Raw genomic sequence first — 26,931 nt, 5'->3', positions numbered from 1 at the left:
CCTGTCCGTTACGCAATTGCAAAAAAAACTTGCTATATTCCGGGTTTTCCCTCAGACTTACACCCATGATGACCAAGGTACTTTTCGTTTGCATGGGTAACATCTGCCGCTCCCCCAGCGCAGAGGGCGTGTTTCGCCATTTGGTGAGCGACGCCGGTTTGGGCGACGTCGTGGGTGTAGATTCCGCGGGTACGCATGCCTATCACATTGGCGAGGCGCCAGACGCCCGTGCCCAGGCCGCTGCTCGCAAGCGTGGCTATGAGATCAATCACTGCGAGGCCCGCCAGGTGACGGCGGACGACTTCCGGGATTTTGATCTCATCCTGGCCATGGACTGGGACAATCTCTCCGCGCTGCAACAGCAATGCCCCAAAATTTATCAGCACAAGCTGATGTTGTTGATGCGTTTCGCTAACGAGTTCGAGGAAGCCACTGTACCTGATCCGTACTATGGTGGCCTTGATGGCTTCGGCAAGGTACTTGATTACCTCGAAGACGCCTGTCAAGGCGTGCTGGAGTTGGTCCGCAAGCGGGCCACCCAATACCAGGCAGCCTGATAGATTGGCTTATCGCTGGCCGAGGCCAGTGCAGAAAACCGCGCTATAGCGCGGTTTTTTATGGCATCCACTTTGGAGCCAAACTGCCGCGAGAGCGCAGGGTCGGCGTGGGATGGGGCGTGAGTCGGGCCATTCGTTAGTCGGGTCGGCCGGGGTTTCTGGGTAGATGGGTATATCGATATTCCAGGATGACTTAGCAAATTAGTCGGGAATTTGCTATACTTGACCCAATTACTCAGGTATTGGTTGCCCGATGATGGGCGCCAGCACGTTTGCACAGGAATCCACCATGCGGCTCACTACAAAAGGACGTTTCGCGGTTACCGCGATGATCGACCTGGCCATGCGGCAGCACAGCGGTCCGGTAACGCTCGCGGCAATCAGTCAACGCCAGAATATTTCGCTTTCTTATCTTGAACAGCTCTTCGGCAAACTGCGCCGGCATGAGCTGGTCGATAGTGTGCGTGGCCCCGGCGGCGGTTATTCGCTGGCCCGGTTGGCGCGCAACATCACCGTTGCCGATATCATTTTCGCGGTAGACGAGCCCCTGGACGCCACCAATTGCGGTGGCAAGCACGATTGCACCAGCGGCCGCGACGGCAAGTCCGGCGGCCAGTGCATGACGCACGAACTCTGGACCACGCTAAACCGCAAAATGGTCGACTACCTGGATTCCGTGTCCCTGCAAGACTTGGTCGATCAGCAACGACTGCGCCAGTTGCAGGAGGCCACCAAGGCGGCGCAGGGCTGTACCGCCGTACGGATGGATCGTGGAACAGTTGGCGAAGCCTCCGTTCCCGTACCCGCCGTTGCCGTCGACGCTACCGTATAAGCAGGAGCAGCATTTCATGACCACTCGTCCCATCTATCTCGATTATTCTGCCACCACCCCCGTTGACCCTCGTGTGGTCGACAAAATGGTGCCGTGGCTGTACGACAATTTCGGTAACCCGGCTTCGCGTAGCCATGCATTCGGCTGGGATGCCGAAGAGGCCGTGGAAAACGCCCGCAACGAGGTCGCCAAGCTGGTGAATGCGGATCCTCGCGAGATCATCTGGACCTCCGGCGCGACCGAGTCCGACAACTTGGCCATCAAGGGCGCGGCGAATTTCTACGCCGAGCGCGGCAAGCACGTCATTACACTCAAGACTGAACACAAAGCCGTACTGGATACCGGTCGCGAGCTAGAGCGTCAGGGCTTCGAGGTGACCTACCTGGATGTCCGCGACGACGGCTTGCTGGACCTCGACGTATTCAAGGCCGCGTTGCGTCCCGACACCATTCTGGTCTCGGTGATGATGGTCAACAACGAAATCGGCGTGATCCAGGACATTGAGGCTCTGGGCGAGATCTGCCGTGAAAAAGGCATCATTTTTCACGTGGATGCGGCGCAAGCCACCGGCAAGGTCGAGATCGATCTGCAAAAGCTCAAAGTCGATTTGATGTCGTTCTCTGCGCACAAGACCTATGGTCCCAAGGGCATCGGTGCGCTGTATGTGCGCCGCAAGCCGCGTGTGCGCATCGAGGCGCAGATGCATGGCGGTGGTCACGAGCGGGGTTTCCGTTCGGGTACGCTGGCTACGCACCAGATCGTCGGCATGGGCGAGGCTTTCCGCTTGGCGCGCGAAGAAATGGGCACCGAAAACGAGCGGATCCGCATGCTGCGTGATCGCCTGTGGGCGGGCCTCTCGCAAATCGAAGAGACCTACCTGAATGGCGATATCGATCAGCGCGTGCCGCACAATCTGAACGTCAGTTTCAACTACGTCGAAGGCGAGTCGCTGATCATGGCGATCAAAGAGCTCGCCGTTTCCAGTGGCTCGGCCTGTACCTCTGCCAGCCTGGAGCCGTCGTATGTGTTGCGCGCCCTGGGCCGTAATGACGAGTTGGCGCACAGCTCGATTCGTTTTACGTTGGGACGCTTTACCACCGAACAAGAAGTCGATTTCACGATTGATCTCATCAAGAGCCGCGTAGGCAAATTGCGCGACATGTCGCCTCTGTGGGAAATGGCCCAAGAAGGCATCGACCTGAATAGCGTGCAGTGGGCTGCTCACTAACCAAGCCGCCACGCGTCTGACACTGGAGAAACATCATGGCATACAGCAACAAAGTTCTGGATCACTACGAAAATCCTCGCAACGTGGGCTCGTTCGAAAAAGGTGACGAGTCGATCGGCACCGGCATGGTCGGCGCGCCGGCCTGTGGCGACGTGATGAAATTGCAGATCAAGGTCAGCGAATCGGGCGTGATCGAAGACGCGCGCTTCAAGACCTATGGCTGTGGTTCGGCCATCGCATCCAGCTCGCTCGTGACCGAATGGGTCAAGGGCAAGACGTTGGACGAAGCCCTCAATATCCGTAATACCCACATCGCTGAAGAGCTGGCGTTACCGCCGGTGAAGATCCACTGTTCGATCTTGGCCGAAGACGCGATCAAGGCCGCGGTCAAGGACTACAAAGACAAACACGTTGCTGCTGCGCCGGTTGACGCGGACGCGGCGGTTGCGACGGCGAGCTGATATATGTCGGTGACGTTGACCCAACAGGCGGCCTCGCATATCGGGCGCTACCTGCAAAAGCGTGGCAAAGGTGTCGGTTTGCGTCTGGGTGTGCGCACGACGGGATGTTCGGGCATGGCTTACAAGCTCGAATACGTCGACGAGCCCGTACCCGAGGACCAGGTCTTCGAGAGCTTTGGCGTCAAGGTGTTCGTCGACCCCAAGAGTTTGTCGTATCTGGACGGCACCGAGCTCGACTACGCGCGCGAAGGCCTCAACGAGGGCTTCAAGTTCAGCAACCCCAACGAAAAGGCGACCTGCGGCTGCGGCGAGTCGTTCACGGTGTAGCCCTTGGCGGCAGACGATCACTTCAGCCTGTTTGGTTTGCCAGCGCGGTTTGCAATGGATAGTCAGGCCCTCGAACGCGCATGGCGCGCGGTCGCCGCGCAGGTGCATCCTGATCGCTTTGCAACCGCCAGCGCCGCTGAACGCCGGGTGGCCATGCAATGGGCGGCACGCGCCAACGAGGCGTACCGCCAGTTGCGCGATCCGTTGTTGCGCGCGCGCTATCTGTGCGAGCAGTCGGGGGTCGATCTGCAAACTGAAAGCAACACGTCGATGGACGCTGCTTTCTTGATGCAGCAAATGGAGTGGCGCGAAATGCTGGACGACGCGCGCCATGACCCCGAGGCGTACGCGGCCCTCGAAGCCGAGTTGGCTCAGGCGCGCCAACAGATGAACCAGGCGCTCACGACATTGCTGGACGAACAGCGGGATTACCCCGCGGCGGGCAGTAAGGTGCGCGAGTGGATGTTCGTCGAGAAACTGGCACAAGAACTCGCTGCCGCGCAAGTCACCTCCCAGCAGGTATAGTGCCGCATTGCGCATGCCGCACAGCCTTTTCGCTTTCCGATTCGAAGCATAATCATGGCCTTATTGCAGATTTCCGAGCCCGGTGAATCGCCCGCGCCGCACCAGCGCAAGCTGGCGGTCGGCATTGACCTGGGCACGACCAATTCCCTGGTTGCCGCTGTGCGCAGTAGCACCCCTGAAATATTGCGCGACGCAGATGGTCAGGCGTTATTGCCGTCCGCAGTGCGTTACTTTGCCGACGGCAAGGTGGCTATCGGCCATCAGGCACTGGCGCAGCAAGCCGCAGACTCCTTTAATACCGTGGTATCGGTCAAACGTTTCATGGGGCGTTCGCTCAATGAAGCCGTGGCCAGTGGCGCGCCCTACGAATTTGTCGACGCGCCAGGAATGGTGCGGCTGCGCACGGTACAGGGCGACCTGAGCCCCGTCGAAGTGTCCGCGCAGATTCTGGCGGTATTGCGCCAGCGTGCCGAAGACGTGCTCGGCGATGATCTGGTGGGCGCGGTGATTACCGTACCCGCGTATTTCGATGACGCCCAACGTCAGGCGACGCGAGACGCGGCGCGACTGGCGGGATTGAATGTGCTGCGTTTGCTCAATGAGCCGACCGCGGCCGCTATTGCTTATGGCCTGGATCAGGCCGCCGAGGGTGTCTATGCGGTTTACGACTTGGGGGGCGGCACGTTTGATGTGTCTATCCTGCGTCTGACCAAGGGCGTATTCGAGGTGATCTCGACCGGCGGTGACACGGCGTTGGGTGGGGACGATTTTGACTGGTTGATCAGCGAGTATGCGCGCGCGGCGCTGGCAGATACGTCGGCGCAAGCCCTGGCGCCGGCCGACCGACGCACCTTGCTGGTTGCTGCGCGTGCGGCCCGCGAGGCTTTGTCCGACGCTGACAGCACCACACTGCACGCGACGCTGCAAGACGGACGTACGCTGGATTTGCCGTTCAGCCGTGCGCAGTTCGAGGCGATGGCCGAGCCTCTGGTACGCCGCACGCTGGATCGTGCGCGCGCCGCACTGCGTGACGCGGCGTTGACGGTATCCGACGTCAAGGGCGTCGTGATGGTAGGCGGTGCGACCCGCATGCCAGTGATCCGTCGTGCGGTGGGCGAGTTGTTTGGAACAGAACCGCTGGTAGATCTGGATCCTGATCAGGTCGTGGCGCTGGGCGCGGCGTTGCAAGCCAATTTGCTGGCCGGTAATCGCATGCCCGGCGAGGATTGGCTATTGCTGGACGTCACGCCCCTGTCGCTGGGTCTGGAGACCATGGGCGGGCTGGTCGAACGTATCATCCCGCGCAACAGCACGATCCCAGTCGCACGCGCCCAGGAGTTCACCACATTCAAGGATGGCCAAGGCGCGATGAGCGTGCACGTCGTGCAAGGCGAACGCGAACTGGTGTCCGATTGCCGTTCGCTGGCGCGCTTCGAGTTGCGCGGCATTCCACCCATGGTCGCGGGCGCGGCACGCATTCGTGTGACCTTTCAGGTCGATGCCGACGGTTTGCTCAGCGTGAGTGCGCGCGAACAAAGTACCGGCGTAGAAGCATCAGTCTCGGTCAAGCCTTCGTATGGTTTGTCCGATGATGAGGTGACGCGCATGTTGGCCGATAGTGTGTCTCAGGCCGACAGCGATGCTCGGGCGCGGATGTTGCGCGAACAGCAGGTCGACGCGCGTCAGTTGGTCGAGTCGGTGCGGGCTGCGTTGGCCAAGGACGCTGATTTGCTGGATGACGCCGAGCGTCAACTGATCGACGAACGGCTGGCAGCGGCTACAGCGGCGCAAGACGCCGATGACGTCGACGCCGTACGCGCTGCCGTGCAAGCGCTGTCCGACGCCACCGAGGACTTTGCCGCCCGTCGCATGGATCGCGGTATTCGCGCCGCGCTGGCTGGGCGTAAATTAGACGAGATTGCTTGAACGTATGCCTAAATTGACTGTACTCCCTCATCCCGATGTCTGCCCTGAGGGGGCGGTGATCGAAGACGCGCCCAAAGGCGAATCGATCTGCCGTGTGCTGCTTGATAATCACATTGATATCGAACATGCATGCGAACTGTCGTGTGCCTGCACCACATGCCACGTGATTGTGCGCGAGGGGTTTTCTTCGCTCGAAGACGCCTCTGACGACGAAGAGGATTTGCTGGACAAGGCCTGGGGCCTGAGTTCGACGTCACGCCTGTCATGTCAGGCGATCGTGGCGGACACCGATTTGACCGTCGAGATTCCGAAGTACACCATTAATCACGCCAAAGAGGCACACTGATGAAGTGGGTTGATACATACGATATTGCTGCCGCGCTGGCCGATACGCATCCCGATGTGGATCCGAACACGGTACGTTTTACACAGTTGCGCGAGTGGGTGATGGCCTTGCCCGGTTTCGACGACGATCCCAGCCACAGTGGCGAGAAAATTCTCGAGGCGATTCAGATGGCCTGGATCGACGAGGCAGCTTGAGTTTACGCAGGCTGATTTTCTCGGCCATGCGCAAGCCCTGGGCGGGATTCACAAAATCGAGCGCCTAGCGGTATATGATTGTCCTGTGCTCATCAAATTCTATCTAGCACCATGACCGTGCCTTCCCTACGCTTTGGTTTGGCGGCGAACCGCTTGCATCACGAAACGCCCGATGCCGCCTTGTTTACTTGGTTGCGTGCATCCGGGGCATCTATTCGCGAGATGGGTATCCAGCTACATACGGTTGGCCGCACTCACGATGCGATTGTTCGCGAGGGCATGCTGCAAGGCTATCAGGGCTTGATTCGTTACCCCTACGGTCGCGAAGGCGGCTTGATGAAGTTGGTGGCCCGCGTGACCGAAGGTCGCGACGGTCAAGCGCCATTTGATGGGGCTATCTACCTGATCGATCCGGTCGATCCTTCCTCTATTTTTCCCGAGGCATTGGCGCTCAAGCGTCAGTGCATCACACATGGCCGGCCGTTTATTTCGACGCTGTCTGGTGCCATTGAGTGGATTGAAGTCGAGCGTGTATTGGCTGATTTGCCGCCCGATCCGGCGCTGTCTAGGCTGTTCAATTTTGAGGGCCAAACCCTCGCCCTGATCGCGCATGATGCCCTGAAAGAAGACATGGTGGCTTTTGCCGATGAGTACTTCGATCTTTTGTCGCAATATGCTCGACGTGTGGCGACGGGCACCACCGGCGGACGTTTGAATGATCTGGCGTGGTCGCGTGGCTGGCCCAAAGACACGCCCTGGGTGACGCGTTACCTGAGCGGTCCATTGGGTGGTGATGCCCAGATTGCCGAGTTAGTACTCGAGCATCAATGCCAGCGCGTGATCTTTTTTGAGGATCCCCACGTTGCACGTCAGCACGAGGCCGATATTCAGTTGTTGGAGCGCGCCGTACGCGTGGTGACTGCAACCGCCACATGTGCGACCTCGCCGTCTGTTGCACGGCGCTGGGCCCACGCCGCACTCAAGCGTCAGGCGATATAAACCAAGTCGATAGCTCTGCGTGTCAGCGTGGCCGCTTCATCCATGCGGCCACCGCGCAAGCGATGGACAACATGAACAGGACGCCGCCAATTCGCAGCAGACCGGTACCGCCCAGGACGTCGCCGCCGCCCGTGATGATGCCGGACAGCCCGCCTAGCCAGAGCAGGGCGCAGAACAACGCCAGAATGAACAGCACCATGGCCGAACTGGTCAGCAGCATCAACGCCAGCCGGCCCTTGCCCTTGGGACGAGAAACGGCCGGGGCTGGTACGCGGCGGCGCTTGGGAAGCACCACGTACATGATCAGCGCAATGACGACCGCAATGATCAGTATTTTGACGAGCATGGCGGTCGATCCTCCGGTCAGTCTTCGCGGCGCAGGTGCGGGAACAGCAGGACGTCGCGAATGGTGGCGCTATCGGTCAGCAGCATGATCAGCCGGTCGATGCCGATGCCGCAGCCGCCAGTGGGAGGCATGCCGTACTCTAGTGCGCGGATGTAGTCTGCGTCGTAGAACATGGCTTCTTCGTCGCCCGCATCTTTGGCTTCGACCTGTGAGCGGAAACGCTCGGCCTGATCTTCGGGATCGTTCAGCTCAGAGAAACCGTTGGCGATTTCACGGCCTGTCATGAACAGCTCAAAGCGTTCCGTGATGCCGGGACGCGTGTCCGAGGCACGCGCCAGGGGCGAGACTTCGATTGGGTAGTCAACGATGTAGGTGGGGTTCCACAGCTGGGATTCGGCCGTTTCTTCGAACAAGGCCAGTTGCAGGGCGCCCAGGCCCGCGCGCGACAGGACAGGGCCCTCTACGTCGGCGCCCTTTTTCTTTAATTCCGCACGCACAAAATCGGCGTCGTCGAGCTGCGCCTGGGTATAGCCGGTGGTGTATTTCAGAATGGCTTCGCAGATCGTCAAGCGGTCAAAGGGCCTGGAGAGATCCAGCTCGCGATCTTGATAGGTCAGGACGGCACTACCCGTGGCGGCGACGGCGGCCTGGCGGATGATCTGTTCAGTGAAGTCCATCAGCCAGCGGTAATCCGCATAGGCCGCGTAGAATTCCATCATGGTGAACTCAGGGTTGTGGCGCGGGCTCACCCCTTCGTTACGGAAATTGCGGTTGATCTCGAAGACGCGCTCGAAACCACCCACGATCAGGCGCTTGAGGTAGAGCTCGGGCGCGATGCGCAAGAACATTTCCATGTCGAGCGCATTGTGATGGGTGACGAACGGTTTGGCCGCCGCGCCTCCAGGAATGGGGTGCAGCATCGGCGTTTCGACTTCGAGAAAGCCCGCATCCAGCATCACCTGGCGGATGCTGCCGATGGCTTTGCTGCGCATTTCGAAGGTACGCCGGGTGCCCTCGGTCATGATGAGGTCGACATAACGCTGGCGGTAGCGTAGCTCCTGGTCAGCCACCCCATGGAACTTGTCAGGCAGCGGTCGCAGCGATTTCGACAACAGGCGCGCCGTGTTGGCGTGTATCGAGAGCTCGCCCTTGTTGGTCTTGAAAACCGACCCTTCGATGGCGATGATGTCGCCGATGTCCCATTGCTTGAATGCCGCATAGACGTCGTCGCCCAGGGTACCGCGTTCCAGATAGATCTGAATACGGCCCGTACTGTCTTGCACGGTGGCGAAGCTGGCTTTGCCCATGACGCGTTTGAGCATCATGCGGCCCGCGACTTTGGCTTGCACGCCGGCATCGGCCAGGGATTGTTGTTCGTGGTCGTCGTACTGGCGGTGCAGGTCGGCGGCGCGCGCATCCGGAACAAAGTCGTTGGGATAGGCGACACCGGTTTCGCGCAGCTTGGTCAGTTTGGCGCGCCGTTCGGCAATCAAGCGGTTTTCATCTTGGGTGGACGGGGCGGCGGGCGTGTGGTCGGTCATGGTGGATCAGTCGTAATTGCGGATGTCGTCGATTTCGGTGGTGCCGAAATCGTCACGGTCGAGATAGGCCAGGATCTGGGTAGCGACGGCGTCGGGCGCCGCTAGCTTGCCCGTCGCATGGAATTCCCGGAATTTTTCAAGCGCCGGAAAGCTGCTGGGATCGCTGGCGCGGATCGTTTCCTGCATGCCGGTGTCGACGATGCCAGGAGCCAAGGCAACCGTGCGTACACCGTCGGCGCCTTGTTCTTGCTTGAGTACACGGGTGTACATATCGAGCGCGGCTTTGGTGGCGCAATATACGCCCCAGCCTGCGTTCGGATTGCGGCCGGCTCCCGATGAAATATTCAGGACGCGTCGGTCAGCTTGCAGATCTTGTACCGTGGCCACGAAACGCGCTGTCAGCAGCATGACCGCCGATACGTTCAGATTGAAGGCGATGTTGATCACGGCGCTATCCGTGAGTTCGCCTGCGGCTGCGACGGGCTTGACGGTGCCGGCGTTATTGATCAGCAGATAGCGCGCGGCGTTGCGGGGCAGGGCTTTGCAGAGTCGTTCGGCGGTTTGCTCGGCGGCCTGCAAATCGGACAGGTCGACTTGTATTTGCTCGAGCGGCACGCCCTTGGCCTGTGCTTGCGCGGCCAGGTCGGGATCGGCGCGGCGAGCCAGGGTGATGAGCTGCGTGCCCGGGCGGAGCAGCCCGCGTGCCAGCCCGGCGCCAATGCCGCGCGAGGCGCCAGTCAGGATTGCAATCGTATTGGTCATGCGCTTGCCTCTTGAGGAATAGGGCGCCCGGATGGGGCGCCCATGAGATCACACGCCTTGCTTCAGGCTGGCTTGAATGAAGGGATCCAGGTCGCCATCCAGTACCTTCTGGGTGTTGGATATTTCGACGTTGGTGCGCAGATCTTTGATACGGCTTTGGTCGAGCACGTATGAGCGGATCTGATGGCCCCAACCCACATCGGTCTTGGAGTCTTCGAGCTTTTGCTGTTCGGCCATGCGGTTGCGCATCTCCAGCTCGTAGAGCTTGGATTTCAGCATCTGCATGGCTTCGGCACGGTTGCGGTGCTGGGAGCGGTCGTTCTGGCACTGCACCACAATGCCGCTGGGTATGTGGGTCAAGCGTACGGCCGAGTCGGTCTTGTTGATGTGCTGGCCGCCCGCGCCACTGGCGCGATAGGTGTCCACCCGCAAATCGGCCGGATTGACTTCGATTTCGAACGATTCGTCGATCTCGGGGTAGACGAATACACTGGCGAACGACGTGTGACGACCGCCAGACGAGTCGAATGGGCTCTTGCGCACCAGGCGGTGCACGCCGGTCTCGGTGCGCAGAAAACCAAATGCGTACTCGCCTTCGAGCTTGATGGTCGCGGACTTTATGCCCGCGACTTCGCCGTCGGATTCTTCGAGGACCTCGGCCTTGAAGCCCTTGCGTTCCGCGTATTTCAGATATTGCCGCAACAGCATCGAGGCCCAGTCCTGAGCTTCGGTGCCGCCTGCGCCCGCTTGGATGTCCAGGAAGCAGTTCAGCGGATCGGCGGGATTCGAGAACATGCGGCGGAACTCGAGACCTTCGAGTTGTTGCTGGAAACCGTTGGCGTCGCCTTCGATGGATTCGAGGGTGTCGTCGTCGTCATCGGCGGCGGCCATCTCGAAAAGCTCGTAAGCATCGGATACGCCGCTGCGCAGCGCGCTCAGCGTTTCGACGACGTCCTCGAGGGACTTCTTTTCACGACCCAGATCCTGGGCGTGTTTGGGGTCATTCCAGACGGCGGGGTCTTCGAGTTCCGCGTTTACGACCTGCAGGCGTTCGGCCTTCAGATCGTAGTCAAAGATACCCCCGTAGCGCCTGCTCGCGCTCCGCGTAGTCGGCGAGGCGGGCAGCGAGCTGGTTTTGGCGTTCGGCTTCCATGGTGCTTCCTGATAGCTATTAGTGCGAAACCCAGCATTTTAGCGTGGATTACTCGGCGTGCTCGACGACGAGCTGCGCCGACACCACGCCGTTCCAGACATTGGGTTCCAGGCGATACGCGATTTGCACATGTTCGGGCAGTGACTGGTCGTGCCCGAACCAGATCGCGTCAAAGCGCTGATGGCCGCGTTCCAGGGACAGTTTCAGGTGCTTTTCGCCGACCAGACGCTGATTGCGTACGATGAATTCGTCCAAAAACAGCGGGGGAGCAAAGCCCGCACCCCAGACCTGTTGTTGTAACAACGTCGCCACGTCGGCATTGGCGTAGCCGGTTTCCAGTGAGCCGTCCGTTTCCAGCATCGGTTCGAAATGGTCGCGGCCGGTGAGCTCCTGGACCGCGGCATCAAAGGCGGGCGCGAACATCGCAAAATCCTGGCGGCCCAGCGTCAGGCCGGCCGCCATCGCATGCCCGCCAAATTTGCGGATCAGTCCCGGGTGGCGTTTGGACACGAGATCCAGCACGTCTCGCAAGTGGACATCGGGGATAGAACGGCCCGATCCGCGGATCTCGTCATCGTCTGCGGGGGCAAAAGCCAGTGTGGGACGCCAGAATTTTTCTTTCAGGCGCGAGGCCACCAGCCCGACCACACCTTGGTGCCAGCCGGGATCAAATACGCAGACCGTCGCGCCGGGCGCGGCGCCCGCGTTCTCCATGGCGGCCAGCGCCTGTTCGCGCATTTCGGCCTCGATGCCGCGGCGTTCACGGTTGATCTGGTCCAGTTGGCGCGCCATGTCTAGCGCGTCGGCTTCGTCATCGGTGGTCAGGCAGGCAATGCCCAGGCTCATATCGGCCAACCGGCCGGCCGCGTTAATGCGCGGCCCCACCGCAAAGCCCAGGTCAAAGCCGCTGGCATTGCGCGGTTCGCGCGAGGCGACGGCAAAGAGGGCACGCAAGCCGGGCTGCATTCGGCCCGTACGCATGCGTTGCAGGCCTTGCGTGACGAGCAGACGGTTGTTGTTGTCGAGCTTGACGACGTCGGCCACGGTGCCCAGCGCGACCAGGTCTGACAGCGCATCCAGGCGCGGGCCACCGTCGGGCGGGTAAACGCCGCGGCGGCGCAGTTCTGCGCGCACGGCAAGCATGACGTAGAAAATGACCCCGACGCCCGCCAAGTTTTTGGAGGGGAAGCCGCAGCCGGGCTGATTCGGGTTGACCAGCGCTAGCGCGTCAGGCAGGGTGTCGCCGGGCAGGTGATGGTCGGTGACGACCACGCCGATGCCGGCCGCGTTGGCGGCTGCGACACCATCTACGCTGGCGATTCCGTTGTCGACCGTGATGATCAGGTCCGGTTTGCCGTTGTGATGCTTGCAGGCCAGATCGACGACCGCGGGCGACAGACCATAGCCGGTTTCAAAGCGGTTGGGCACCAAAAAATCGACGTTTGCCCCAAATGCCCTCAGGGCTCGCAATCCGACGGCGCAGGCCGTCGCGCCGTCACAGTCGTAATCGGCCACGATGAGCAGCCGTTTACCCTCGGCGATGGCGTCGGCCAGGATGCGGGCGGCGTCATCGACGTGAGTCAAGCCACTGGGCGGAATGAGCGCGGGCCACGCCAGGCGGGTCTGCTCGGGGCGGGTGATGCCGCGCGCTGCCCACAGCCGGGCCAATAGCGGATGGATGCCTGCGGCTTCCAGGATTTGGCGGGCATCGTGATTGGTCGATCGGACAGTTAGACGGGGCGAGACCACCAGGTATTCCAGTTCTTTTTAGGCGCCGGTAGCCAGGCGAGCAGGCGGTTGCGCGGTTGTAAAGTCAGCGTGGCGCGCCGGTCGGCGCCCAGCAGAATGAGTTGTACCGGTTGCGTAGGCAAACCGGACGCGCCGCCCAAGGGGCGCAGATGCTGTGTGTCCAGTTGCGTGAGCGCGTCCAGCCAAGCGGCCCAATCCTGGGCGCGGTGGGCGGCATCAAGCGTCGTGAAGAGGTGGGGCGTCGCCGCGGCCTCCGCGCTGGCATGCCCCGTGGCGGTGGCGCCGGGCCAGGTGGCAGCGCCGCCATATAACCAGAGCGCGTTGATGGGGGGCAGTCCGCGCGCCGCGCGATCCTCGTTGGCCGGATGTTCGTACCAGGCCATTTGTATCTCGTTGACCAGGCGTCGCCAGGGACGCATGGCGGCATCCTGGGTCCACCAGTCGCGCAGCGGTCGTCCGGAGACGACGGCAGGGCTGGCCGTGCGGGGTTGTACGTCGTCGGGCAATGTCAAGCGCCAGCGCTGTGGCGCCAGGGCCGTTACTCCGAAACCCGCACCCTCGATGCTGGGACGCGCCGCGAGCAATAGGGCCTGGGCCTCGTCCTCACGGATATCCATCAGGTCGGGATCCACCAATGTGGCCTGGTCTGTGCCCAGGGACAGATGCGCGAGCTCCGCCAGCCATACCGGCTGATCGTCCGTGACCGCCGGTCCCGCCAAGAGCGGTCCCAGCCCAGCGCCTATGGGCGTCCCCGCAGCAGGCCGATAGCCCGCTTGCTCCAATTGCCAGGCTTCAAACGGCGTACAGCCTTGCGCGCGCGCGTCGAAGGCCTCGACTTGGGCGATGGCGGCTTGCAACCATCCGTGTAGTACCGGCGCTCGCTGCGGAAGCAGTCGGGCCAGTTCGGCGGCAACAGGCAAGGAGGGTAGCGCACCCGGAATCACAATAAGCATGGCGATGATTGTAGTCGTTAAGGGCGATCCGGCAGCCGGGTTGGGAGCGCCTCGCAGCGCACGGGGTGGGCCACACCCCGCAACGTCCTGTGACCCCGAGCGTGTAGGGTCTTGGAACGTCTGGTGACGATGCGTGTCCAGAGGCGGGGCGCATTCCGGGAACCGCTGATGGGGGGTGCGCTCAAACTCACACCTTCGTTAATGCCATAATGCACGCGTGCTGAAATTACCTTACGAACTATGGATCGGCGCCCGCTATGCGGGTCTGGCCCGAATCCGCAAGCGCCGCGGGCGCCGCGACGGCTTTATTTCCTTTATCTCTGCCAGTTCCATGGTGGGTATTGCGCTGGGCGTTGCTGCCCTGATCGTGGTGCTCTCCGTGATGAACGGCTTTCAAAAGGAAGTGCGTGATCGCATGCTGTCGGTGTTGCCGCACATCGAGCTATATATCCCGGGGGCTTCGCCCGAGCGGGTCGTGGAGCAATGGCGCCAATTCGCCGACATTGCCGAGCGCAATCCCGAGGTCAAAGGCGCCGCGCCCTTTGTGGCCGCGCAAGCCATGGTGGCGCGCGGGCAAGCCCTGCGCGGCGTGCAGGTTCGCGGTATCGATCCCGAGCTCGAAGGGCAGGTCTCCGATATCCCCAAGCAGATAGTCACTGGCAAGCTCTCCGACCTGAAACCCGGCGGTTTTGGGGTGATTCTCGGCAATGATCTGGCCAACATGCTAGGGGTGGCTGTCGGCGATACGCTGATGATGTTGGCCCCCCAGGGTTCCATCAGCCCGGCGGGTTTTACCCCCCGCATGCGGCAGTTCACCGTGGTGGGCACGTTCGCGTCTGGTCACTATGAGTACGACTCGAGCCTGGCCTTTGTCGACACCGAAGATGCCGCTCGCGTGTTCCGCGACAGCGGTACCGGTGGCGTGCGGTTGCGGATTCAGGACATGCAGCGTGCGCCCCAAGTCGCTGTCGAGCTGTCCAAGACCTTGCCTCCCTATGTGATGGCTAGCGATTGGTCACGCAACAACCGCACCTGGTTTGCCGCGGTGCAGACTGAAAAACGCATGATGTTCCTGATCCTGGCGATTATCGTTGCAGTGGCTGCGTTCAACTTGCTGTCGTCGCTCGTGATGGTGGTCAAAGATAAGCAATCCGACATCGCGATTCTGCGCACCTTGGGCGCCGGACCCGGTGTCATCGCCCGTATTTTCCTGGTACAGGGCATGCTGATTGGCGTAGTGGGTACGGCCCTGGGCGTGGCGCTTGGCATGCTGATTGGCTATAACGTGGACGTCATCGTGCCGTTCATCGAAAGCCTGCTCGGCGTTCACTTTCTGCCGCGCGAAATTTATTTCATTAGCGAACTCCCCTCGGATCTGCAGTCGCGTGACGTCATTGTGATCGCCGTGACGTCGCTGGTGCTGTCCTTGCTGGCGACCCTGTATCCGAGTTGGCGCGCATCGCGCCTGCAACCCGCTCAGGTGCTGCGCCATGACTGATACCGTATTGACGCCGACGCGCGATACTCCCGCCTTGCAGGCCAGCGGCCTGTCCAAGGTCTACGACGAAGGCCCCGCCCGCATTCAAGTGCTGGACAACGTCAGCCTGACGGTCGAGCGCGGCGAGATGGTGGCGATTGTGGGGGCTTCGGGCTCAGGCAAAAGCACCCTGCTGCACATCCTGGGGTTGCTGGACGTACCCAGCTCAGGCCAAGTCACGGTCGATGGGACCTTGGCAGCGGGCTTGTCCGAGAGCCAGAAAAGTACGTTGCGTAATCGCAGTCTGGGTTTCGTCTATCAATTTCATCATCTGTTGTCCGAGTTTTCCGCTTTGGACAACGTCGCGATGCCGCTGATCGTGCGACGCGAAAATCGCGATACTGCCCGCGAGGCGGCGCGCAACGTGTTGTCACTGGTGGGGCTGGCCGAACGCGAAGGGCATTATCCGGGGCAACTGTCCGGTGGCGAACGTCAGCGTGTCGCGCTGGCCCGCGCCCTGGTCACGCGGCCGGCTTGCATATTGGCCGACGAGCCGACGGGCAACCTGGATCGCGGCACCGCGCATAAAATGTTCGAGTTGTTGACCCAGCTCAATCGTGAGTCGGGCACCGCATTTGCCATCGTGACGCACGACGTCGAATTGGCCGCACGCGCCGATCGCCAGTTGCTGATGGAGCGCGGGCAACTCGTTTCCGGGTAGTCCACTTGCGGGGGGCAGGCCGCCATGCTGATCGACACGCATTGCCATCTTGATGCTGCAGAATTCGATTCCGACCGAATTCAAGTAGCCGAGTCAGCGTGGGCGGCCAATGTCCGCGGAATCGTGATTCCCGCGGTCGAATGCGCCAATTTTGGTACGGTCCGCAATCTGGCGGCACAGATTCCCGGCGGGGCCTATGCGCTAGGCATTCATCCGCTCTATGTCGCACGTGCCCAAGCGTCCGATCTCGATGTTTTGCGCCAAGCGGTGGCCACCGCATTGGATGATCCGCGCTTCGTTGCCATCGGCGAAATCGGCCTGGATTTTTTTGTCGCGGAAATCGCCTCCGGCAAGCCGCGCGAACGCCAGGAATATTTCTACGATGCGCAGTTGGCCTTGGCGGCGGAATTCAATCTACCCGTATTGCTGCACGTGCGCCGTTCTCAGGATGTACTCATGAAATACCTGCGCCGTCGCACCGGCGTGCCGGGTGGCATCGCTCACGCGTTTAATGGCAGCGCACAGCAAGCACGAACCTTTGTCGACCGGGGCTTTGCCTTGGGGCTGGGCGGGGCGATGACGTATCCCCGAGCCTTGCAGATCCGTCGGCACGCCGTCGAAATCGGATTCGATCATCTTGTTCTGGAAACCGACGCGCCCGATATTCCGCCCGCGTGGTTGTACGCACCCAATCGGCGCAATGCGCCTGATCAGTTGCCTCGTATTGCCCAGGTGCTTGCAACGCTAAGGGGGCAGAGCATCGCGGACATCGAAGCGACCACGACGGCTACCGCACGGCGAGTGCTGCCGCGTCTGGCGGTTTAAGCGCAATTCAGCATCGATATCGGTGGTGCTGATCATGTGCGCCGAAACTTTGCAGCAACTACGCACGGACATTTCTGCTCACTGATTCATTCGATAACCAAGCCACGGCCTAAGCTGTTCGCTTTGGGAGTCGAACATCACTGGTCGTTTGTGTTTGTTGGGGGTTGTGGCGGGGTCGGGATGGGTGCAGACGCTGTCGGTCTTGCCGCGGCAACGTTGGCTGGCGCTGGATGCGCTGGCCATTGTCACGACCGTGATAGTACTGTGTGGCACATTGCGTCACGTGTATCGGCCTGTGGGCATGCCGTCGCGATGGTCTACGGTGTTGCGCATTGCAGGGTGTATTGCTGCCGCCGTGTTTGGTATCTACGTCGGCGTGGTATCGGCGATCTGGCAGGCACAGCGCCGCCTCGACGATGGACTGGCCGATCGACATCATGACGTGGTCAGTCGTTTGGTCGTGCGCATTGCCGATTTGCCGCAGGGCGATGCCAAACACCGACGTTTTATGGTCGAGTTGGATGAGGATCGCCCCGCTGGCATTCCGTCGCGTATTTCGGTGGGGTGGCACGCCTTACCCGATGCGACGTTACCTGATCTAAAGCCCGGCCAGGTTTGGCGGATGGCGCTGATACTGCGTTATCCCCATGCGGTGCGTAACCCGCATGGCTACGACGCCGAGGGCCGATTATTCGCACTCGGCGTTCGTGCGACCGCCACCGTACGCGGTGTGCCGCATTTGCTGCGCGACGAGCCCTGGAGCAGTGCTGGCATTCTGATCGAACGCGTGCGCCATTGGGTGCGGCAAGGGATGCAGCAGGCTTTGGGCGATCGTCGTTACGCGCCCGTGCTAATTGCCTTGGCGATGGGGGACCAGGCCGCCGTCGCTCGCGAGGACTGGCAAATATTCAATCGCAGCGGTATCACGCATTTGGTCTCGATCAGTGGAATGCACGTCACGCTGATTGCGGCGGTCGGCGGTGTATTCACGGTATTTCTTTGGCGGCGTGCGCGATGGCGTGGCACGGGCGTAGCGGAATATCTACCCGCACAGGTTGTGGGAGCGGCAGCGGCTTTGTGTGTGGCGTTGCTGTATTGCTTGCTAGCCGGGTGGGGTGTCCCTGCCCGCCGTACCTTTTTCATGTTGGCCGTGGTCGCTCTGGCCGCCATCGCGCGCTTGCCACTGTCGCCCTCGCGTATTTTGGCCTTGGCGGGGGCCGCCGTGTGCTTGCTCGATCCTTGGTCGACCCTGGCGGCCGGTTTCTGGCTGTCGTTTGGCGCGGTGGCGATGTTGCTCAAGGTTGGTGCGTGCATGGCGTCCGGCGCATCGACACGACGACCTGGTTGGCGCGCCAGGCTGCGGTCCATATTGGTGGAGTTCGGTTGGGTACAGTCTGCGATCACGCTGGGCTTGGTGCCCTTGCTGGCTTATTTGATGAATCAGGTGTCGTTGGCTTCGCCGCTCGTCAACGTGTATGCCATTCCCATCGTCAGCTTTTTGGTGACACCACTGGCCCTGGTATGTGCCATATTTGGCGCGGTCCCCGGGTTACAGATATTGGCGCACCTTTCGGGTGTCGTCGGGCATGCCATCTTTGACACCATGATGGTGCTGGTCACCTGGATGAGCACGTCCGATTGGGCCGTGCTGGACGTCGCAGCAGCACCGTGGCCATGGATGATGTTGGCTCTGTCTGGTGTCGCATGGGCCTTGCAACCATCAGGGTGGCCCGTCCGTGCGGCGGGGTGGTTGTTGATGCTGCCGATGCTGTGCTGGCGTCCCGAGCGTCCCGCGCCGGGTTACTGGACGCTAACGGCATTGGATGTCGGGCAGGGCGCCGCGTTGGTCATCGAGACCGCAACGCAAGTGTGGTTGTTTGATACCGGTCCTGGTGGTGGGTTGGCGACCGATGCCGGCGAGCGGGTCGTGGCCCCATTTCTGCGCGCACGCGGCTACCGGTCCCTGGATGGCCTGGTGGTGTCGCATGCGGATATGGACCACTCGGGTGGCTTGACCAGTGTCCTGGCCGCATTGCCAGTACGACAGTCGTATGCTTCATTTGATCTCGCGGCGTTATTGCGCAAACGCGCGCGCGGCGCAGCGATGTCCGGCAGTAATGTCGTGCCGCGTACGCCGGCGTCCATGCGCCTTTGCGAGATCGATCATACGTGGGAGGTCGATGGTGTGAGATTCCGGTTCTTGCATCCCGATGCACTGGATCAGCGAGATGCGCCGGGTAATGCACGCAGTTGCGTGTTGTTCATCCAAGGGCACCAACACACCGCGTTATTACCCGGCGATATCGGTGTGGCGCAGGAGCGTCGTTTCACGTCTGCTCTGCCGCGTGTTGACGTCATGATCGCGCCGCATCATGGTTCAACGACATCATCCAGTGATGCCCTCGTACGCGCCAGCGACGCGGCGCACGTCATCGCGCAGGCGGGATATATGAATCGCTTCCGGCATCCCGCGCCAGTGGTGCAGCAGCGGTGGTTGGATGCGGGGGCGCGTTTTTGGCGTACCGATCATCATGGCGCCGTCGTCGCCACGTCCGATGCGTCGGGGCTGCATGTGCGGGCGCAGGCACAAGTCTCGCGGCGATATTGGCACCGCGATCCGCATTAATATGCGCCTGCTATAAGATGTGGAATCCCTTCTCCCGCGCAGGAGCTCTTATGTCGGAACCTCGATTCGATTTTGTCACATGTGCCAGCCCGGCAGGACTGCATCGTATGGCCTATACCGAATGGGGGGATCCCGATAATGACCGTGTCTTGTTATGCGTCCACGGACTGACACGCACGGGGCGTGATTTTGATCGTCTTGCCCAATCGCTGGCGAGTGATTTTCGGGTTGTTTGTCCTGATGTCGTTGGGCGTGGCCGTTCCGATTGGTTGTCGACCCCCGCGCTGTATAGCGTGCCGCAGTATGTCAGCGACATGGTGACGTTGATCGCGCGATTGCGGCCCGCGTCGCTGTCGTGGGTGGGCACCTCGATGGGGGGGCTGATTGGCCTGGGCCTCGCAGGTATCGCCACTTTCGCCCGGATGATGCACGCCACGCAGCCTCGTCCGCAGGCTTGGGCCGCCGATCAAGACATCCATTTCGACCGCATGGTTCTCAATGATGTGGGGCCGCGCCTGGATCCGGTAGCGCTGGGGCGTATCGGTCAATACGTCGGCCAGTCAGGCGAGTTTGAATCCTTTGCCCAGGCCGTGCAGGCTGTGCGCGAGGCCTCCGCGCCGTTCGGGCCGCATACGGACGTACAATGGGAAGAACTCTCGCGCCATGTGTATGTGCAGCGCGGTGCCAAGTGGGTCAAGCACTACGACTTGAATTTAGCCCTGCCGCTGGCATCGCAGGCCGCCGAGGCGTATTCCACGGGTGAACAGATTTTGTGGAATGCTTACGAAACGCTGGATTGCCCGGTGCTGATCATGCGCGGCGCCGAGTCTGATTTGCTCTCCGAAGCGACCGCCAACGAAATGCTGGCCCGTCATCCCCGAGCCAGTCTGGTGACGATACCCGGTGTTGGGCATGCGCCGACACTCATGGACGAGGCGCAAATCGATCCGGTCGCGCGCTTTTTATTGGGTCGCTAAAAGAGGGCGCTAAAGGGTCGGTGGAGGTGCTTGTTTTGGTAGGGGCGACGACCGGCTGCGACCGCCGTACAATAGATCATATGTACGCCACTTCGCTAAACATCGACTTGCATTGTCATTCCACCGTATCGGACGGTGTTTTACCGCCGGCCGAGGTGGCACGGCGTGCGCACGCCAATGGCGTGGATGTCTGGGCGCTGACTGATCACGACGAGGTCGGAGGCGTAGCGCAGGCCGGCGATGCCGCGCGCGACGTGGGTATGCAGTTCATCACGGGGAGCGAGATTTCCGTGACGTGGGCGGGCCAGACCGTGCATATTGTTGGCTTGGGGTTTGACCCCCAAAACACCGCTCTGGTGGAAGGCCTGCGCCATACGCGTTCAGGCCGCGCCGAGCGGGCGCATCGCATGGGCGAACGCCTGGCCGATATGGGCATGCCCGGCGCTTATGAGGGGGCAATTCCCCTGGCAGGCAATCCCGAGTTGGTCAGTCGCACGCATTTTGCGCGCTATTTGGTCCAGGCGGGCTATTGCCCCGACGTGCAGACCGTCTTCAACAAATACTTGGGCGATGATTGTCCGGGACACGTGCCGATGCAATGGGCGACGCTCGAGCAAGCTGTCACCTGGATCGTGGGCGCTGGCGGGCGCGCCGTGATTGCGCATCCCGGGCGCTACAAGTATTCGTTGCTGCAATTCAATGCGCTGTTCGACGAGTTTTTACAACTCGGCGGTGTCGGCATAGAGGTCGTCACGGGCAGCCATACGGCTGACGAGGCGCGTCATTACGCGGGTGTGGCGCGGCGTTTTGGATTTTTATCGTCGCGGGGTTCCGATTTCCATAGCCCGACTGAAAGCAAGGCGGATCTAGGCACATTGCCCCCCTTACCGGATGACTTAAAGCCAGTCTGGCACGGCTGGTTCTAAAAAATCATGAACAAGGCTTTTGTTAAAGAGTCGGATCGCGACGACGACGAGGATTTGCCGGACGCGCAAGCATTGCCTGCGGGAACGCGCAACTACATGACGCCAGCGGGGTATGCTCGCCTGCGTGACGAGCTTGTGCAGTTGATGAATGTCGAGCGGCCGGCCGTGGTGCAGGTCGTGTCGTGGGCCGCGTCCAACGGTGATCGCTCAGAAAATGGCGATTATTTATATGGCAAGAAACGTCTGCGAGAGATCGATCGGCGCATGCGCTTTTTGACCAAACGTCTGGATATCGCCGAGGTTGTCGATCCCGCCGTGCAACCGAATCGCGATCAGGTGTTTTTCGGCGCCACCGTTACTTATTCGGACAAGACGGGCGATACTCATGTCGTCACAATTGTCGGTGTCGACGAAGCCGAGCCTCTGGCCGGGAAAATCAGCTGGATTTCCCCGGTGGCGCGCGCCCTGATCAAGGCTCGCGAAGGAGACACCGTTGTCCTGCGCACACCGGGTGGCATAGAAGAACTCGATATTCTGGAAGTGCAATATCCCGAGTAGGTTTACGACTTTCAGCTTCGGGTCGAAGGCGGCGCTACGGGCAGGATTCGCCGAGTCATCCACCAGAATAGTAGGGCAAGCAGGCTGACGGCTGAGCCTAGCAGGCATACTCCTTGCCAGCCGGCATAGGCATACGTCGTGGTGGCGCCGATTGCGCCCAGCCCACTGCCCACGGCATAGAACAGCATGTAAAGACCTACCAACCGGCTGTGGGCTTCGGGCCGTGTACGAAAGATCAAGCTCTGGTTGGTAACGTGTAACGCCTGACCGCCCAGGTCGAGCAGCACAATACCCACTACGAGGGTCCATAGCGACCATGACATCAGCGACAGTGGCCACCACGCCAGCAGGAGTAGGGCGAGCGCTATTGCGCTGGTGCGCTGGCTATATCCTCGGTCGGCCCACCGTCCCGCATGCGTTGCGATGAGCGCACCCACCACGCCAACCAAACCGAAGGCGCCGATGACGGTGTGTGAAAACTGATAGGGTGGCGCGCTCAACGGCAGTACGAGAGCACTCCAAAAGACGTTGAATGCCGCAAACATCAATAGTGCCAGTATGCCGCGTACTTGCAGTACGCGTTCTTGACGCAGCAAGATCAGCATAGAGGCGAGCAGGCGTGGGTAGCTCATCTTGTTGGTGCTAACAGGTACGGATGGCAATCGCCGCCACAGAGGCACAGCGATGGCCAGCATGAGCGCAGCGGCGCAGAAGTACACGCCGCGCCAGCCGGCCAGATCGCTGATCCCTCCGGCGAATACCCTTGCCAGTAACAGGCCAATGAACACGCCGCTTTGTGCCGCACCTACCACGCGTCCCTGCTCGTTGGCGGCGGCGGCGCTGGCCGCGTACGCAATCAGTCCCTGCGTCATGGCGGTGCCCAGTAGGCCCACACCCAGTACGCCGGCCAATAGTCCCATGACCGATTGCGCCAACCCCACGGCTACGAGTGAGGCGACGAGCGCGAGGAGCTGTATTGCCATCAGCCGGCGGCGTTCGATCAAGTCCCCCAGTGGCACCAGCAGTAGCAAGGCCAGTGCGCAGCCGAGTTGCGTCGCGGTAACGACGCCACCCACGGCGGCATGACTGATCCGGAACTCCAATGCCAACGCATCGAGCAACGGTTGTGCGTAGTACACGTTCGCCACACTCAGTCCACTTGCCGTGGCAAACAGAATGATGAGGCCGCGAGGCATCCTCGCTGTCGTCGCTGCGGCGCGGCCATCCTGGGGAGAACCGATCGCAACGCAAGCAGTGTTCATCATGGCAGGGTTCCTCTAATCTGGTTTCAAAACAAAACTAGTTGAATGCTAGGTGATGTAGTTTTAAAATGCAACTAGTAGAACGGTAAAGAATGATCGAGAGATGTGATGCCACCCCGCAAACTCATGAATGACGAACCCTGTCCCGTTGCGCGCTCTGTTGATGTGGTGGGAGACCGCTGGTCGCTGCTTATCGTGCGTGATGCCTTCGATGGCATGCGCCGCTTCGGTGATTTTCAACGTAGCTTAGGCGTGGCTCGCAACATTCTGTCCGACCGCCTGCGCAAGTTGGTCGACATCGGCATCCTGGAAATGCGGGCGGCGTCGGATGGCACCTCGTATCAGGAGTATGTGCTGACGGCGAAAGGGGAAAGTTTGTTCCCTGTGGTGGTGGCGCTACGGCAATGGGGAGAAAGGCACCTGTTCCGGCGTGGCGAAGGGCATTCGGTGCTGATTGACAAGGGTACGGGCAAACCCGTGCCTTTGATGACGCCACGGGCGAAAGACGGCGGCGCTTTGTCGCCGGTAGCTACCGAGGTGCGCAAGCGGTCTTAGGTTTCTTCGCGAGCGATGGATACCACGAGCCTGCACCCGTTCCCACAAAAAACACGGACGCCATTCGGCGTCCGTGCTGGAGGCGGCTCTGGCGGCCGCATCTCCTGGTTGGCGGCTGATGCCGCCAGATCCCCTGGGCTGCTGCTTATTTCTTGCGGGCGGCGATCGACTTTTCGGCCAGGTTCACCAGATCCTCGCCGACGCGCGGTTTCCACTTGTCGTAGACCGGCTTGGTGATAGCGACGAAGGCCGCATGTTGCGCTTCGGTCAGTGTGGTGACGGTAACGCCATGGCCTTCGATTTCCTTGAGTAGCGATGGGTCTTCCGGCGTGACCCCTTTGCGGGCGATCACGATTTCTTTCTTGCCGGCTTCGAGGGCGGCTTCGCGTACGATTTTGCGATCCTCTTCAGACCAGGATTCCCAGACTTCGCGGTTCACGACAAAAACCAGCGGGTCGGACACGTAATTCCACAGTGTCAGGTATTTTTGCGAGACGTCGTAGAGCTTGGCGCCGGTGTAGATCGATAGCGGGTTTTCCTGTCCATCGACGGCGCCGCTCGCCAGCGCGGGTTGCGCATCGGCCCAGCTCATTTGCGTCGGATTGGCGCCCAAGGCCGTGAACGTGTCGATGTAGAGCGGTGAGCCGACAACACGCAGCTTCAGGCCTTTTAGGTCTTCGGGCTTGGCGACGACGTGACGCGAGTTGCTCAGTTGGCGGTAGCCGTTTTCGCCCCAGGCGAGGGGCACAACGCCGGCTTTCTCGATGACTTTGAACAGCTCTTTGCCGACTTCGCCTTGTACCAAGGCGTCGATGGCCGCGTAGTCGGGCATCAGGAAAGGCAGCGAGAACAGGTTCAGTTGTTTGACTTGCGGCGACCAGTTAATAGTCGAGCCGACGGCCATGTCGATAATGCCCTGACGGATGGCGGTGAATTCGCGCGTCTGGTCGCCTTGTACCAGCGACGTGCCGGGATAGACTTTGATGTTGATTCGGCCATCGGTGCGCTCGCGTACCAGGTCGGACCAGATCACGGCGCCCTGGCCCCACGGGAAACTCGTGCCGACGACGATGGAGAGCTTGTATTCCGATTTGTAGTTTTTTTGGGCATGCGCTGGCGTGAGGGCCAGCGCGGCTGCCGCACACAGGGCGGCGCTGATCAGATTGCGTAGCTTCATGAGATTGTCTCCTTGTGGATATGGAATTATGTGTTTTCAATAAATCGGTCAGGCACGTGATCAGTACCCCAGATGATGCGGCAACCACAACGCCAGTTGGGGGAATACCAACACCGCGACCAGCACCAGGAACATCGCACCCAGCAGCCATAGCACCCATGGGATGGTCGACTCCATGGGGACCCGGGCGATACGGCAAGATACCATCAGATTGACGGCCAGCGGTGGGGTAAATTGACCCAGCGCGACCTTCAATGTCAGGATGACGCCAAACCAAACGGGGTCCCAGCCATAGGCGTTCGCGATGGGCATGAGCAACGGCACAAAAATCAGAAAAATCGAGATGCCGTCCAGGAACATTCCCATGACCATCAACAGCACGACCAGCAAGGCCAGCACGCCCCATTCGCCCAATCCCGAGTTGACGATCGCGTGGGTGATGGGATCGATGATGCTCAGCGTGGAGAGCGCCCAGGCAAAGATGCCGGCCAGGGCGACCACCATCATGATGACGGCCGAGAGTTCAGCCGCCTCGCGGAAAATGATGAACAGGTCGCGCGGCTTGATCGTGCGATGGATGAACATGCCAACGAACAAGCCGTAGAACACCGCCACCACGGCGGCTTCTGTCGGCGTGAACCAGCCCAGGCGCATCCCGCCCAAAATCAGCACCGGCGCGGCCAGGCCCCAAACGGCTTCGCGCAAACTGGCCCAAAAAGGAGGGCGGGGTAGATGGGATTCCAGTGCGCCCATCTTGTGTTTGCGCGACAGCCAGACGGCCGGCACGATGAGGGCAATGCCCGCCAAAATGCCAGGCACCATGCCCGCCGCGAAGAGCGCCGGCACCGACGCGCCTGGGACCAATACCGAATAAATAATGAAGGCAATGGAAGGCGGAATCAGAATGTCCGTGGCGGCGCCGGCAGCGACGACCGATGCGGAAAACGGCGCGGGATAACCGGCACGCGACATGGCGGCGATCATGACGGCGCCCACCGCGGCGGCGCAGGCGGGGCCGGACCCCGAGATTCCCCCCAGGAACATGGCGACTGCAATAGCGATCAAGGGCAGCATGCCCGGGCCTCGGCCCACGATCGCAATGGCGAGATCGACCAAACGGCGCGCGACGCCCGAGCGATCAAAAATAGAGCCGACCAGCACAAACATCGGAATGGCGAGCAGCGGGTATTTGGCCAGGCCCGCATAAAAATTCTGTGGTACCGCCAACAGCCCGAACCACGCGACGTCCTGATTCGACAGGACAATCGCCAGCGTACCGGCCACGCCCAACGCAACGCAGACCGGTACACCGATGATCATCAGGATGGCAAAAGCGACAAAGAGCAGCGCGGCGATCATTGGACGTTGCTCCGCAACAGGCGGCGCAGGATGCCGACGATACGCAGCACGATCGCTGTTCCCATGGTGGGCAGCCAGATCGAATACCACCACGTCGGCACGCCGATGGCGGGCGACGTTTCCTCATACCGGTATTCATCCATCACCAGGCGTGCGGACAGTACGGTCAGCAAGATGAAAAACAGCAGAACGACCGTGTGCGAGAGAATCGCCAGGCGGCGCTGTCGTGACGGTGAACCCTTGTCGGCGACGGCTTCGATGCGGATATGATGATTTCGGACAAAGGCGCTACTGCCGCCCGCCATGGTCAGCACGATCAAGAGGAACACCGAGATTTCTTCTGTCCAGGCAAACGATTGGTCGCTGAAGTAGCGCACCAATACGTTGGTGAAGGTGATCAGGGCGAGCACCGCCAGTATGCTGACCGCCAGCCAGTCTTCGATCGCCAGCGGGACTTTGACGTCGGGGTCAGATTCTATGGGGAGGATGGGTTGGACCGGATCGGTCGAGTCGACGGAGACGTCAGGGCGGGACATGGGCAACAGCAGCTTGGAATAGGGCCAGGATCG

28 protein-coding genes are annotated in these 26,931 nt (G+C 60.9%); 18 read left to right on the top strand and 10 right to left on the bottom strand.

All coding sequences use genetic code 11. The features are described from left to right. The first annotated feature begins 65 nt into the window (after positions 1 to 65). The 10 genes from ACNAZS_RS20540 to ACNAZS_RS20495 all read left to right on the top strand — a co-directional run bounded on the left by ACNAZS_RS20540 (position 66) and on the right by ACNAZS_RS20495 (position 7,395). Positions 66 to 557 (top strand): low molecular weight protein-tyrosine-phosphatase, encoded by a 492-nt coding sequence (locus tag ACNAZS_RS20540; RefSeq protein WP_415792366.1) that lies wholly within the window; start codon positions 66 to 68, stop codon positions 555 to 557. 289 nt (positions 558 to 846) lie between these two features. Then, on the top strand, positions 847 to 1,389 hold the full coding sequence (gene iscR, locus ACNAZS_RS20535) for a Fe-S cluster assembly transcriptional regulator IscR (protein ID WP_415792365.1): 543 nt from the start codon (positions 847 to 849) through the stop codon (positions 1,387 to 1,389). Positions 1,390 to 1,405: 16 nt separating this feature from the next. Next, positions 1,406 to 2,617 carry an IscS subfamily cysteine desulfurase gene (locus ACNAZS_RS20530; RefSeq protein ID WP_415792364.1) on the top strand — a complete coding sequence of 404 codons (1,212 nt, stop codon included), beginning with the start codon at positions 1,406 to 1,408 and terminating at the stop codon, positions 2,615 to 2,617. Between the two features lie 35 nt (positions 2,618 to 2,652). Continuing rightward, a complete protein-coding gene (gene iscU, locus ACNAZS_RS20525; protein WP_415792363.1) occupies positions 2,653 to 3,078 on the top strand; it encodes a Fe-S cluster assembly scaffold IscU in 426 nt (141 codons plus the stop codon). A gap of 3 nt (positions 3,079 to 3,081) precedes the next feature. Next, the gene (gene iscA, locus ACNAZS_RS20520) at positions 3,082 to 3,405 is read left to right on the top strand and encodes an iron-sulfur cluster assembly protein IscA (protein WP_415792362.1); all 324 of its coding nucleotides are present in this window, start codon (positions 3,082 to 3,084) and stop codon (positions 3,403 to 3,405) included. 3 nt (positions 3,406 to 3,408) lie between these two features. Beyond that, entirely contained in the window at positions 3,409 to 3,930 is a 522-nt protein-coding gene (hscB, locus tag ACNAZS_RS20515; RefSeq protein WP_415792361.1) for a Fe-S protein assembly co-chaperone HscB, read from the top strand. Positions 3,931 to 3,984: 54 nt separating this feature from the next. Beyond that, complete coding sequence (gene hscA, locus ACNAZS_RS20510) at positions 3,985 to 5,856, top strand: Fe-S protein assembly chaperone HscA (RefSeq protein WP_415792360.1); 1,872 nt, start codon at positions 3,985 to 3,987, stop codon at positions 5,854 to 5,856. Between the two features lie 4 nt (positions 5,857 to 5,860). After that, positions 5,861 to 6,202 (top strand): ISC system 2Fe-2S type ferredoxin, encoded by a 342-nt coding sequence (fdx, locus tag ACNAZS_RS20505; protein ID WP_415792359.1) that lies wholly within the window; start codon positions 5,861 to 5,863, stop codon positions 6,200 to 6,202. Further along, complete coding sequence (gene iscX / locus ACNAZS_RS20500) at positions 6,202 to 6,396, top strand: Fe-S cluster assembly protein IscX (protein WP_415792358.1); 195 nt, start codon at positions 6,202 to 6,204, stop codon at positions 6,394 to 6,396. Before fdx ends, iscX begins: the two co-directional genes overlap by 1 nt. Positions 6,397 to 6,507: 111 nt before the next feature. Beyond that, positions 6,508 to 7,395 (top strand): methylglyoxal synthase, encoded by an 888-nt coding sequence (locus ACNAZS_RS20495; protein WP_415792357.1) that lies wholly within the window; start codon positions 6,508 to 6,510, stop codon positions 7,393 to 7,395. Between the two features lie 22 nt (positions 7,396 to 7,417). Here ACNAZS_RS20495 and ACNAZS_RS20490 read toward each other — a convergent pair whose 3' ends face one another. The 6 genes from ACNAZS_RS20490 to ACNAZS_RS20465 all read right to left on the bottom strand — a co-directional run bounded on the left by ACNAZS_RS20490 (position 7,418) and on the right by ACNAZS_RS20465 (position 13,899). After that, positions 7,418 to 7,741 (bottom strand): hypothetical protein, encoded by a 324-nt coding sequence (locus ACNAZS_RS20490; RefSeq protein ID WP_415792356.1) that lies wholly within the window; start codon positions 7,739 to 7,741, stop codon positions 7,418 to 7,420. A gap of 17 nt (positions 7,742 to 7,758) precedes the next feature. After that, positions 7,759 to 9,282, bottom strand: coding sequence for a lysine--tRNA ligase (lysS, locus tag ACNAZS_RS20485; protein ID WP_415792355.1), 1,524 nt, complete (start codon positions 9,280 to 9,282; stop codon positions 7,759 to 7,761). 6 nt (positions 9,283 to 9,288) lie between these two features. After that, positions 9,289 to 10,044: an SDR family oxidoreductase gene (locus ACNAZS_RS20480; RefSeq protein WP_415792354.1), complete on the bottom strand. Its 756-nt coding sequence runs from the start codon at positions 10,042 to 10,044 to the stop codon at positions 9,289 to 9,291. A 48-nt stretch (positions 10,045 to 10,092) separates the two neighbouring features. Next, a protein-coding gene (prfB, locus tag ACNAZS_RS20475; protein WP_415792353.1) for a peptide chain release factor 2 occupies positions 10,093 to 11,197 on the bottom strand; the annotation gives its coding sequence in 2 pieces (ribosomal slippage) (positions 10,093 to 11,115 and positions 11,117 to 11,197; 1,104 coding nt in all). Positions 11,198 to 11,245: 48 nt separating this feature from the next. After that, positions 11,246 to 12,946: a single-stranded-DNA-specific exonuclease RecJ gene (gene recJ, locus ACNAZS_RS20470; RefSeq protein ID WP_415792352.1), complete on the bottom strand. Its 1,701-nt coding sequence runs from the start codon at positions 12,944 to 12,946 to the stop codon at positions 11,246 to 11,248. Then, positions 12,928 to 13,899 carry a hypothetical protein gene (locus tag ACNAZS_RS20465; protein ID WP_415792351.1) on the bottom strand — a complete coding sequence of 324 codons (972 nt, stop codon included), beginning with the start codon at positions 13,897 to 13,899 and terminating at the stop codon, positions 12,928 to 12,930. Before ACNAZS_RS20465 ends, recJ begins: the two co-directional genes overlap by 19 nt. Before the next feature lie 265 nt (positions 13,900 to 14,164). Between ACNAZS_RS20465 and ACNAZS_RS20460 the strand changes: the two genes are divergently transcribed. The 7 genes from ACNAZS_RS20460 (at position 14,165) to greB (ending at position 22,009) form a co-directional block, all read left to right on the top strand. Further along, positions 14,165 to 15,397 carry a lipoprotein-releasing ABC transporter permease subunit gene (locus tag ACNAZS_RS20460; RefSeq protein ID WP_415792505.1) on the top strand — a complete coding sequence of 411 codons (1,233 nt, stop codon included), beginning with the start codon at positions 14,165 to 14,167 and terminating at the stop codon, positions 15,395 to 15,397. A gap of 7 nt (positions 15,398 to 15,404) precedes the next feature. Then, a complete protein-coding gene (locus ACNAZS_RS20455) occupies positions 15,405 to 16,097 on the top strand; it encodes an ABC transporter ATP-binding protein (protein WP_415792504.1) in 693 nt (230 codons plus the stop codon). Positions 16,098 to 16,121: 24 nt separating this feature from the next. After that, complete coding sequence (locus ACNAZS_RS20450) at positions 16,122 to 16,922, top strand: TatD family hydrolase (protein WP_415792350.1); 801 nt, start codon at positions 16,122 to 16,124, stop codon at positions 16,920 to 16,922. A 184-nt stretch (positions 16,923 to 17,106) separates the two neighbouring features. After that, positions 17,107 to 19,548 (top strand): DNA internalization-related competence protein ComEC/Rec2, encoded by a 2,442-nt coding sequence (locus ACNAZS_RS20445; RefSeq protein ID WP_415792349.1) that lies wholly within the window; start codon positions 17,107 to 17,109, stop codon positions 19,546 to 19,548. 50 nt (positions 19,549 to 19,598) lie between these two features. After that, the gene (locus tag ACNAZS_RS20440; protein ID WP_415792348.1) at positions 19,599 to 20,525 is read left to right on the top strand and encodes an alpha/beta fold hydrolase; all 927 of its coding nucleotides are present in this window, start codon (positions 19,599 to 19,601) and stop codon (positions 20,523 to 20,525) included. 80 nt (positions 20,526 to 20,605) lie between these two features. Next, a complete protein-coding gene (locus ACNAZS_RS20435) occupies positions 20,606 to 21,451 on the top strand; it encodes a 3',5'-nucleoside bisphosphate phosphatase (RefSeq protein WP_415792347.1) in 846 nt (281 codons plus the stop codon). A gap of 6 nt (positions 21,452 to 21,457) precedes the next feature. Further along, positions 21,458 to 22,009 (top strand): transcription elongation factor GreB, encoded by a 552-nt coding sequence (gene greB, locus ACNAZS_RS20430; RefSeq protein WP_415792346.1) that lies wholly within the window; start codon positions 21,458 to 21,460, stop codon positions 22,007 to 22,009. Between the two features lie 11 nt (positions 22,010 to 22,020). Here greB and ACNAZS_RS20425 read toward each other — a convergent pair whose 3' ends face one another. Next, positions 22,021 to 23,205, bottom strand: a complete 1,185-nt coding sequence (locus tag ACNAZS_RS20425; RefSeq protein ID WP_415792503.1) for an MFS transporter — start codon at positions 23,203 to 23,205, stop codon at positions 22,021 to 22,023. A 174-nt stretch (positions 23,206 to 23,379) separates the two neighbouring features. Between ACNAZS_RS20425 and ACNAZS_RS20420 the strand changes: the two genes are divergently transcribed. Beyond that, on the top strand, positions 23,380 to 23,826 hold the full coding sequence (locus ACNAZS_RS20420) for a winged helix-turn-helix transcriptional regulator (RefSeq protein WP_415792345.1): 447 nt from the start codon (positions 23,380 to 23,382) through the stop codon (positions 23,824 to 23,826). Positions 23,827 to 23,971: 145 nt separating this feature from the next. Here ACNAZS_RS20420 and ACNAZS_RS20415 read toward each other — a convergent pair whose 3' ends face one another. The 3 genes from ACNAZS_RS20415 to ACNAZS_RS20405 are packed head-to-tail and all read right to left on the bottom strand — an operon-like array spanning position 23,972 to position 26,898. Further along, positions 23,972 to 25,003: a DctP family TRAP transporter solute-binding subunit gene (locus ACNAZS_RS20415; RefSeq protein WP_415792344.1), complete on the bottom strand. Its 1,032-nt coding sequence runs from the start codon at positions 25,001 to 25,003 to the stop codon at positions 23,972 to 23,974. Between the two features lie 60 nt (positions 25,004 to 25,063). Continuing rightward, positions 25,064 to 26,362 carry a TRAP transporter large permease gene (locus ACNAZS_RS20410; RefSeq protein ID WP_415792343.1) on the bottom strand — a complete coding sequence of 433 codons (1,299 nt, stop codon included), beginning with the start codon at positions 26,360 to 26,362 and terminating at the stop codon, positions 25,064 to 25,066. After that, complete coding sequence (locus ACNAZS_RS20405) at positions 26,359 to 26,898, bottom strand: TRAP transporter small permease (RefSeq protein WP_415792502.1); 540 nt, start codon at positions 26,896 to 26,898, stop codon at positions 26,359 to 26,361. Before ACNAZS_RS20405 ends, ACNAZS_RS20410 begins: the two co-directional genes overlap by 4 nt. Positions 26,899 to 26,931: the final 33 nt, after the last annotated feature.

The sequence above is a fragment of the Bordetella tumulicola genome (assembly GCF_965138755.1).
In the GTDB taxonomy this organism is placed as follows: domain Bacteria; phylum Pseudomonadota; class Gammaproteobacteria; order Burkholderiales; family Burkholderiaceae_B; genus Bordetella_A; species Bordetella_A tumulicola.
The sequence above is the reverse complement of the archived record's forward strand: the minus strand, read 5'-3'. Positions and strand labels throughout refer to the sequence as shown.

Coding starts and splice junctions, on each gene's coding strand:
- ACNAZS_RS20540 (WP_415792366.1), top strand. CDS start 66: ATGATGACCAAGGTACTTTTCGTTTGCATGGGTAACATCTGCCGCTCC.
- iscR (WP_415792365.1), top strand. CDS start 847: ATGCGGCTCACTACAAAAGGACGTTTCGCGGTTACCGCGATGATCGAC.
- ACNAZS_RS20530 (WP_415792364.1), top strand. CDS start 1,406: ATGACCACTCGTCCCATCTATCTCGATTATTCTGCCACCACCCCCGTT.
- iscU (WP_415792363.1), top strand. CDS start 2,653: ATGGCATACAGCAACAAAGTTCTGGATCACTACGAAAATCCTCGCAAC.
- iscA (WP_415792362.1), top strand. CDS start 3,082: ATGTCGGTGACGTTGACCCAACAGGCGGCCTCGCATATCGGGCGCTAC.
- hscA (WP_415792360.1), top strand. CDS start 3,985: ATGGCCTTATTGCAGATTTCCGAGCCCGGTGAATCGCCCGCGCCGCAC.
- fdx (WP_415792359.1), top strand. CDS start 5,861: ATGCCTAAATTGACTGTACTCCCTCATCCCGATGTCTGCCCTGAGGGG.
- iscX (WP_415792358.1), top strand. CDS start 6,202: ATGAAGTGGGTTGATACATACGATATTGCTGCCGCGCTGGCCGATACG.
- ACNAZS_RS20495 (WP_415792357.1), top strand. CDS start 6,508: ATGACCGTGCCTTCCCTACGCTTTGGTTTGGCGGCGAACCGCTTGCAT.
- ACNAZS_RS20490 (WP_415792356.1), bottom strand. CDS start 7,741: ATGCTCGTCAAAATACTGATCATTGCGGTCGTCATTGCGCTGATCATG.
- lysS (WP_415792355.1), bottom strand. CDS start 9,282: ATGACCGACCACACGCCCGCCGCCCCGTCCACCCAAGATGAAAACCGC.
- ACNAZS_RS20480 (WP_415792354.1), bottom strand. CDS start 10,044: ATGACCAATACGATTGCAATCCTGACTGGCGCCTCGCGCGGCATTGGC.
- ACNAZS_RS20465 (WP_415792351.1), bottom strand. CDS start 13,899: ATGCTTATTGTGATTCCGGGTGCGCTACCCTCCTTGCCTGTTGCCGCC.
- ACNAZS_RS20450 (WP_415792350.1), top strand. CDS start 16,122: ATGCTGATCGACACGCATTGCCATCTTGATGCTGCAGAATTCGATTCC.
- ACNAZS_RS20440 (WP_415792348.1), top strand. CDS start 19,599: ATGTCGGAACCTCGATTCGATTTTGTCACATGTGCCAGCCCGGCAGGA.
- ACNAZS_RS20435 (WP_415792347.1), top strand. CDS start 20,606: ATGTACGCCACTTCGCTAAACATCGACTTGCATTGTCATTCCACCGTA.
- greB (WP_415792346.1), top strand. CDS start 21,458: ATGAACAAGGCTTTTGTTAAAGAGTCGGATCGCGACGACGACGAGGAT.
- ACNAZS_RS20425 (WP_415792503.1), bottom strand. CDS start 23,205: ATGCCTCGCGGCCTCATCATTCTGTTTGCCACGGCAAGTGGACTGAGT.
- ACNAZS_RS20420 (WP_415792345.1), top strand. CDS start 23,380: ATGCCACCCCGCAAACTCATGAATGACGAACCCTGTCCCGTTGCGCGC.
- ACNAZS_RS20415 (WP_415792344.1), bottom strand. CDS start 25,003: ATGAAGCTACGCAATCTGATCAGCGCCGCCCTGTGTGCGGCAGCCGCG.
- ACNAZS_RS20410 (WP_415792343.1), bottom strand. CDS start 26,362: ATGATCGCCGCGCTGCTCTTTGTCGCTTTTGCCATCCTGATGATCATC.
- ACNAZS_RS20405 (WP_415792502.1), bottom strand. CDS start 26,898: ATGTCCCGCCCTGACGTCTCCGTCGACTCGACCGATCCGGTCCAACCC.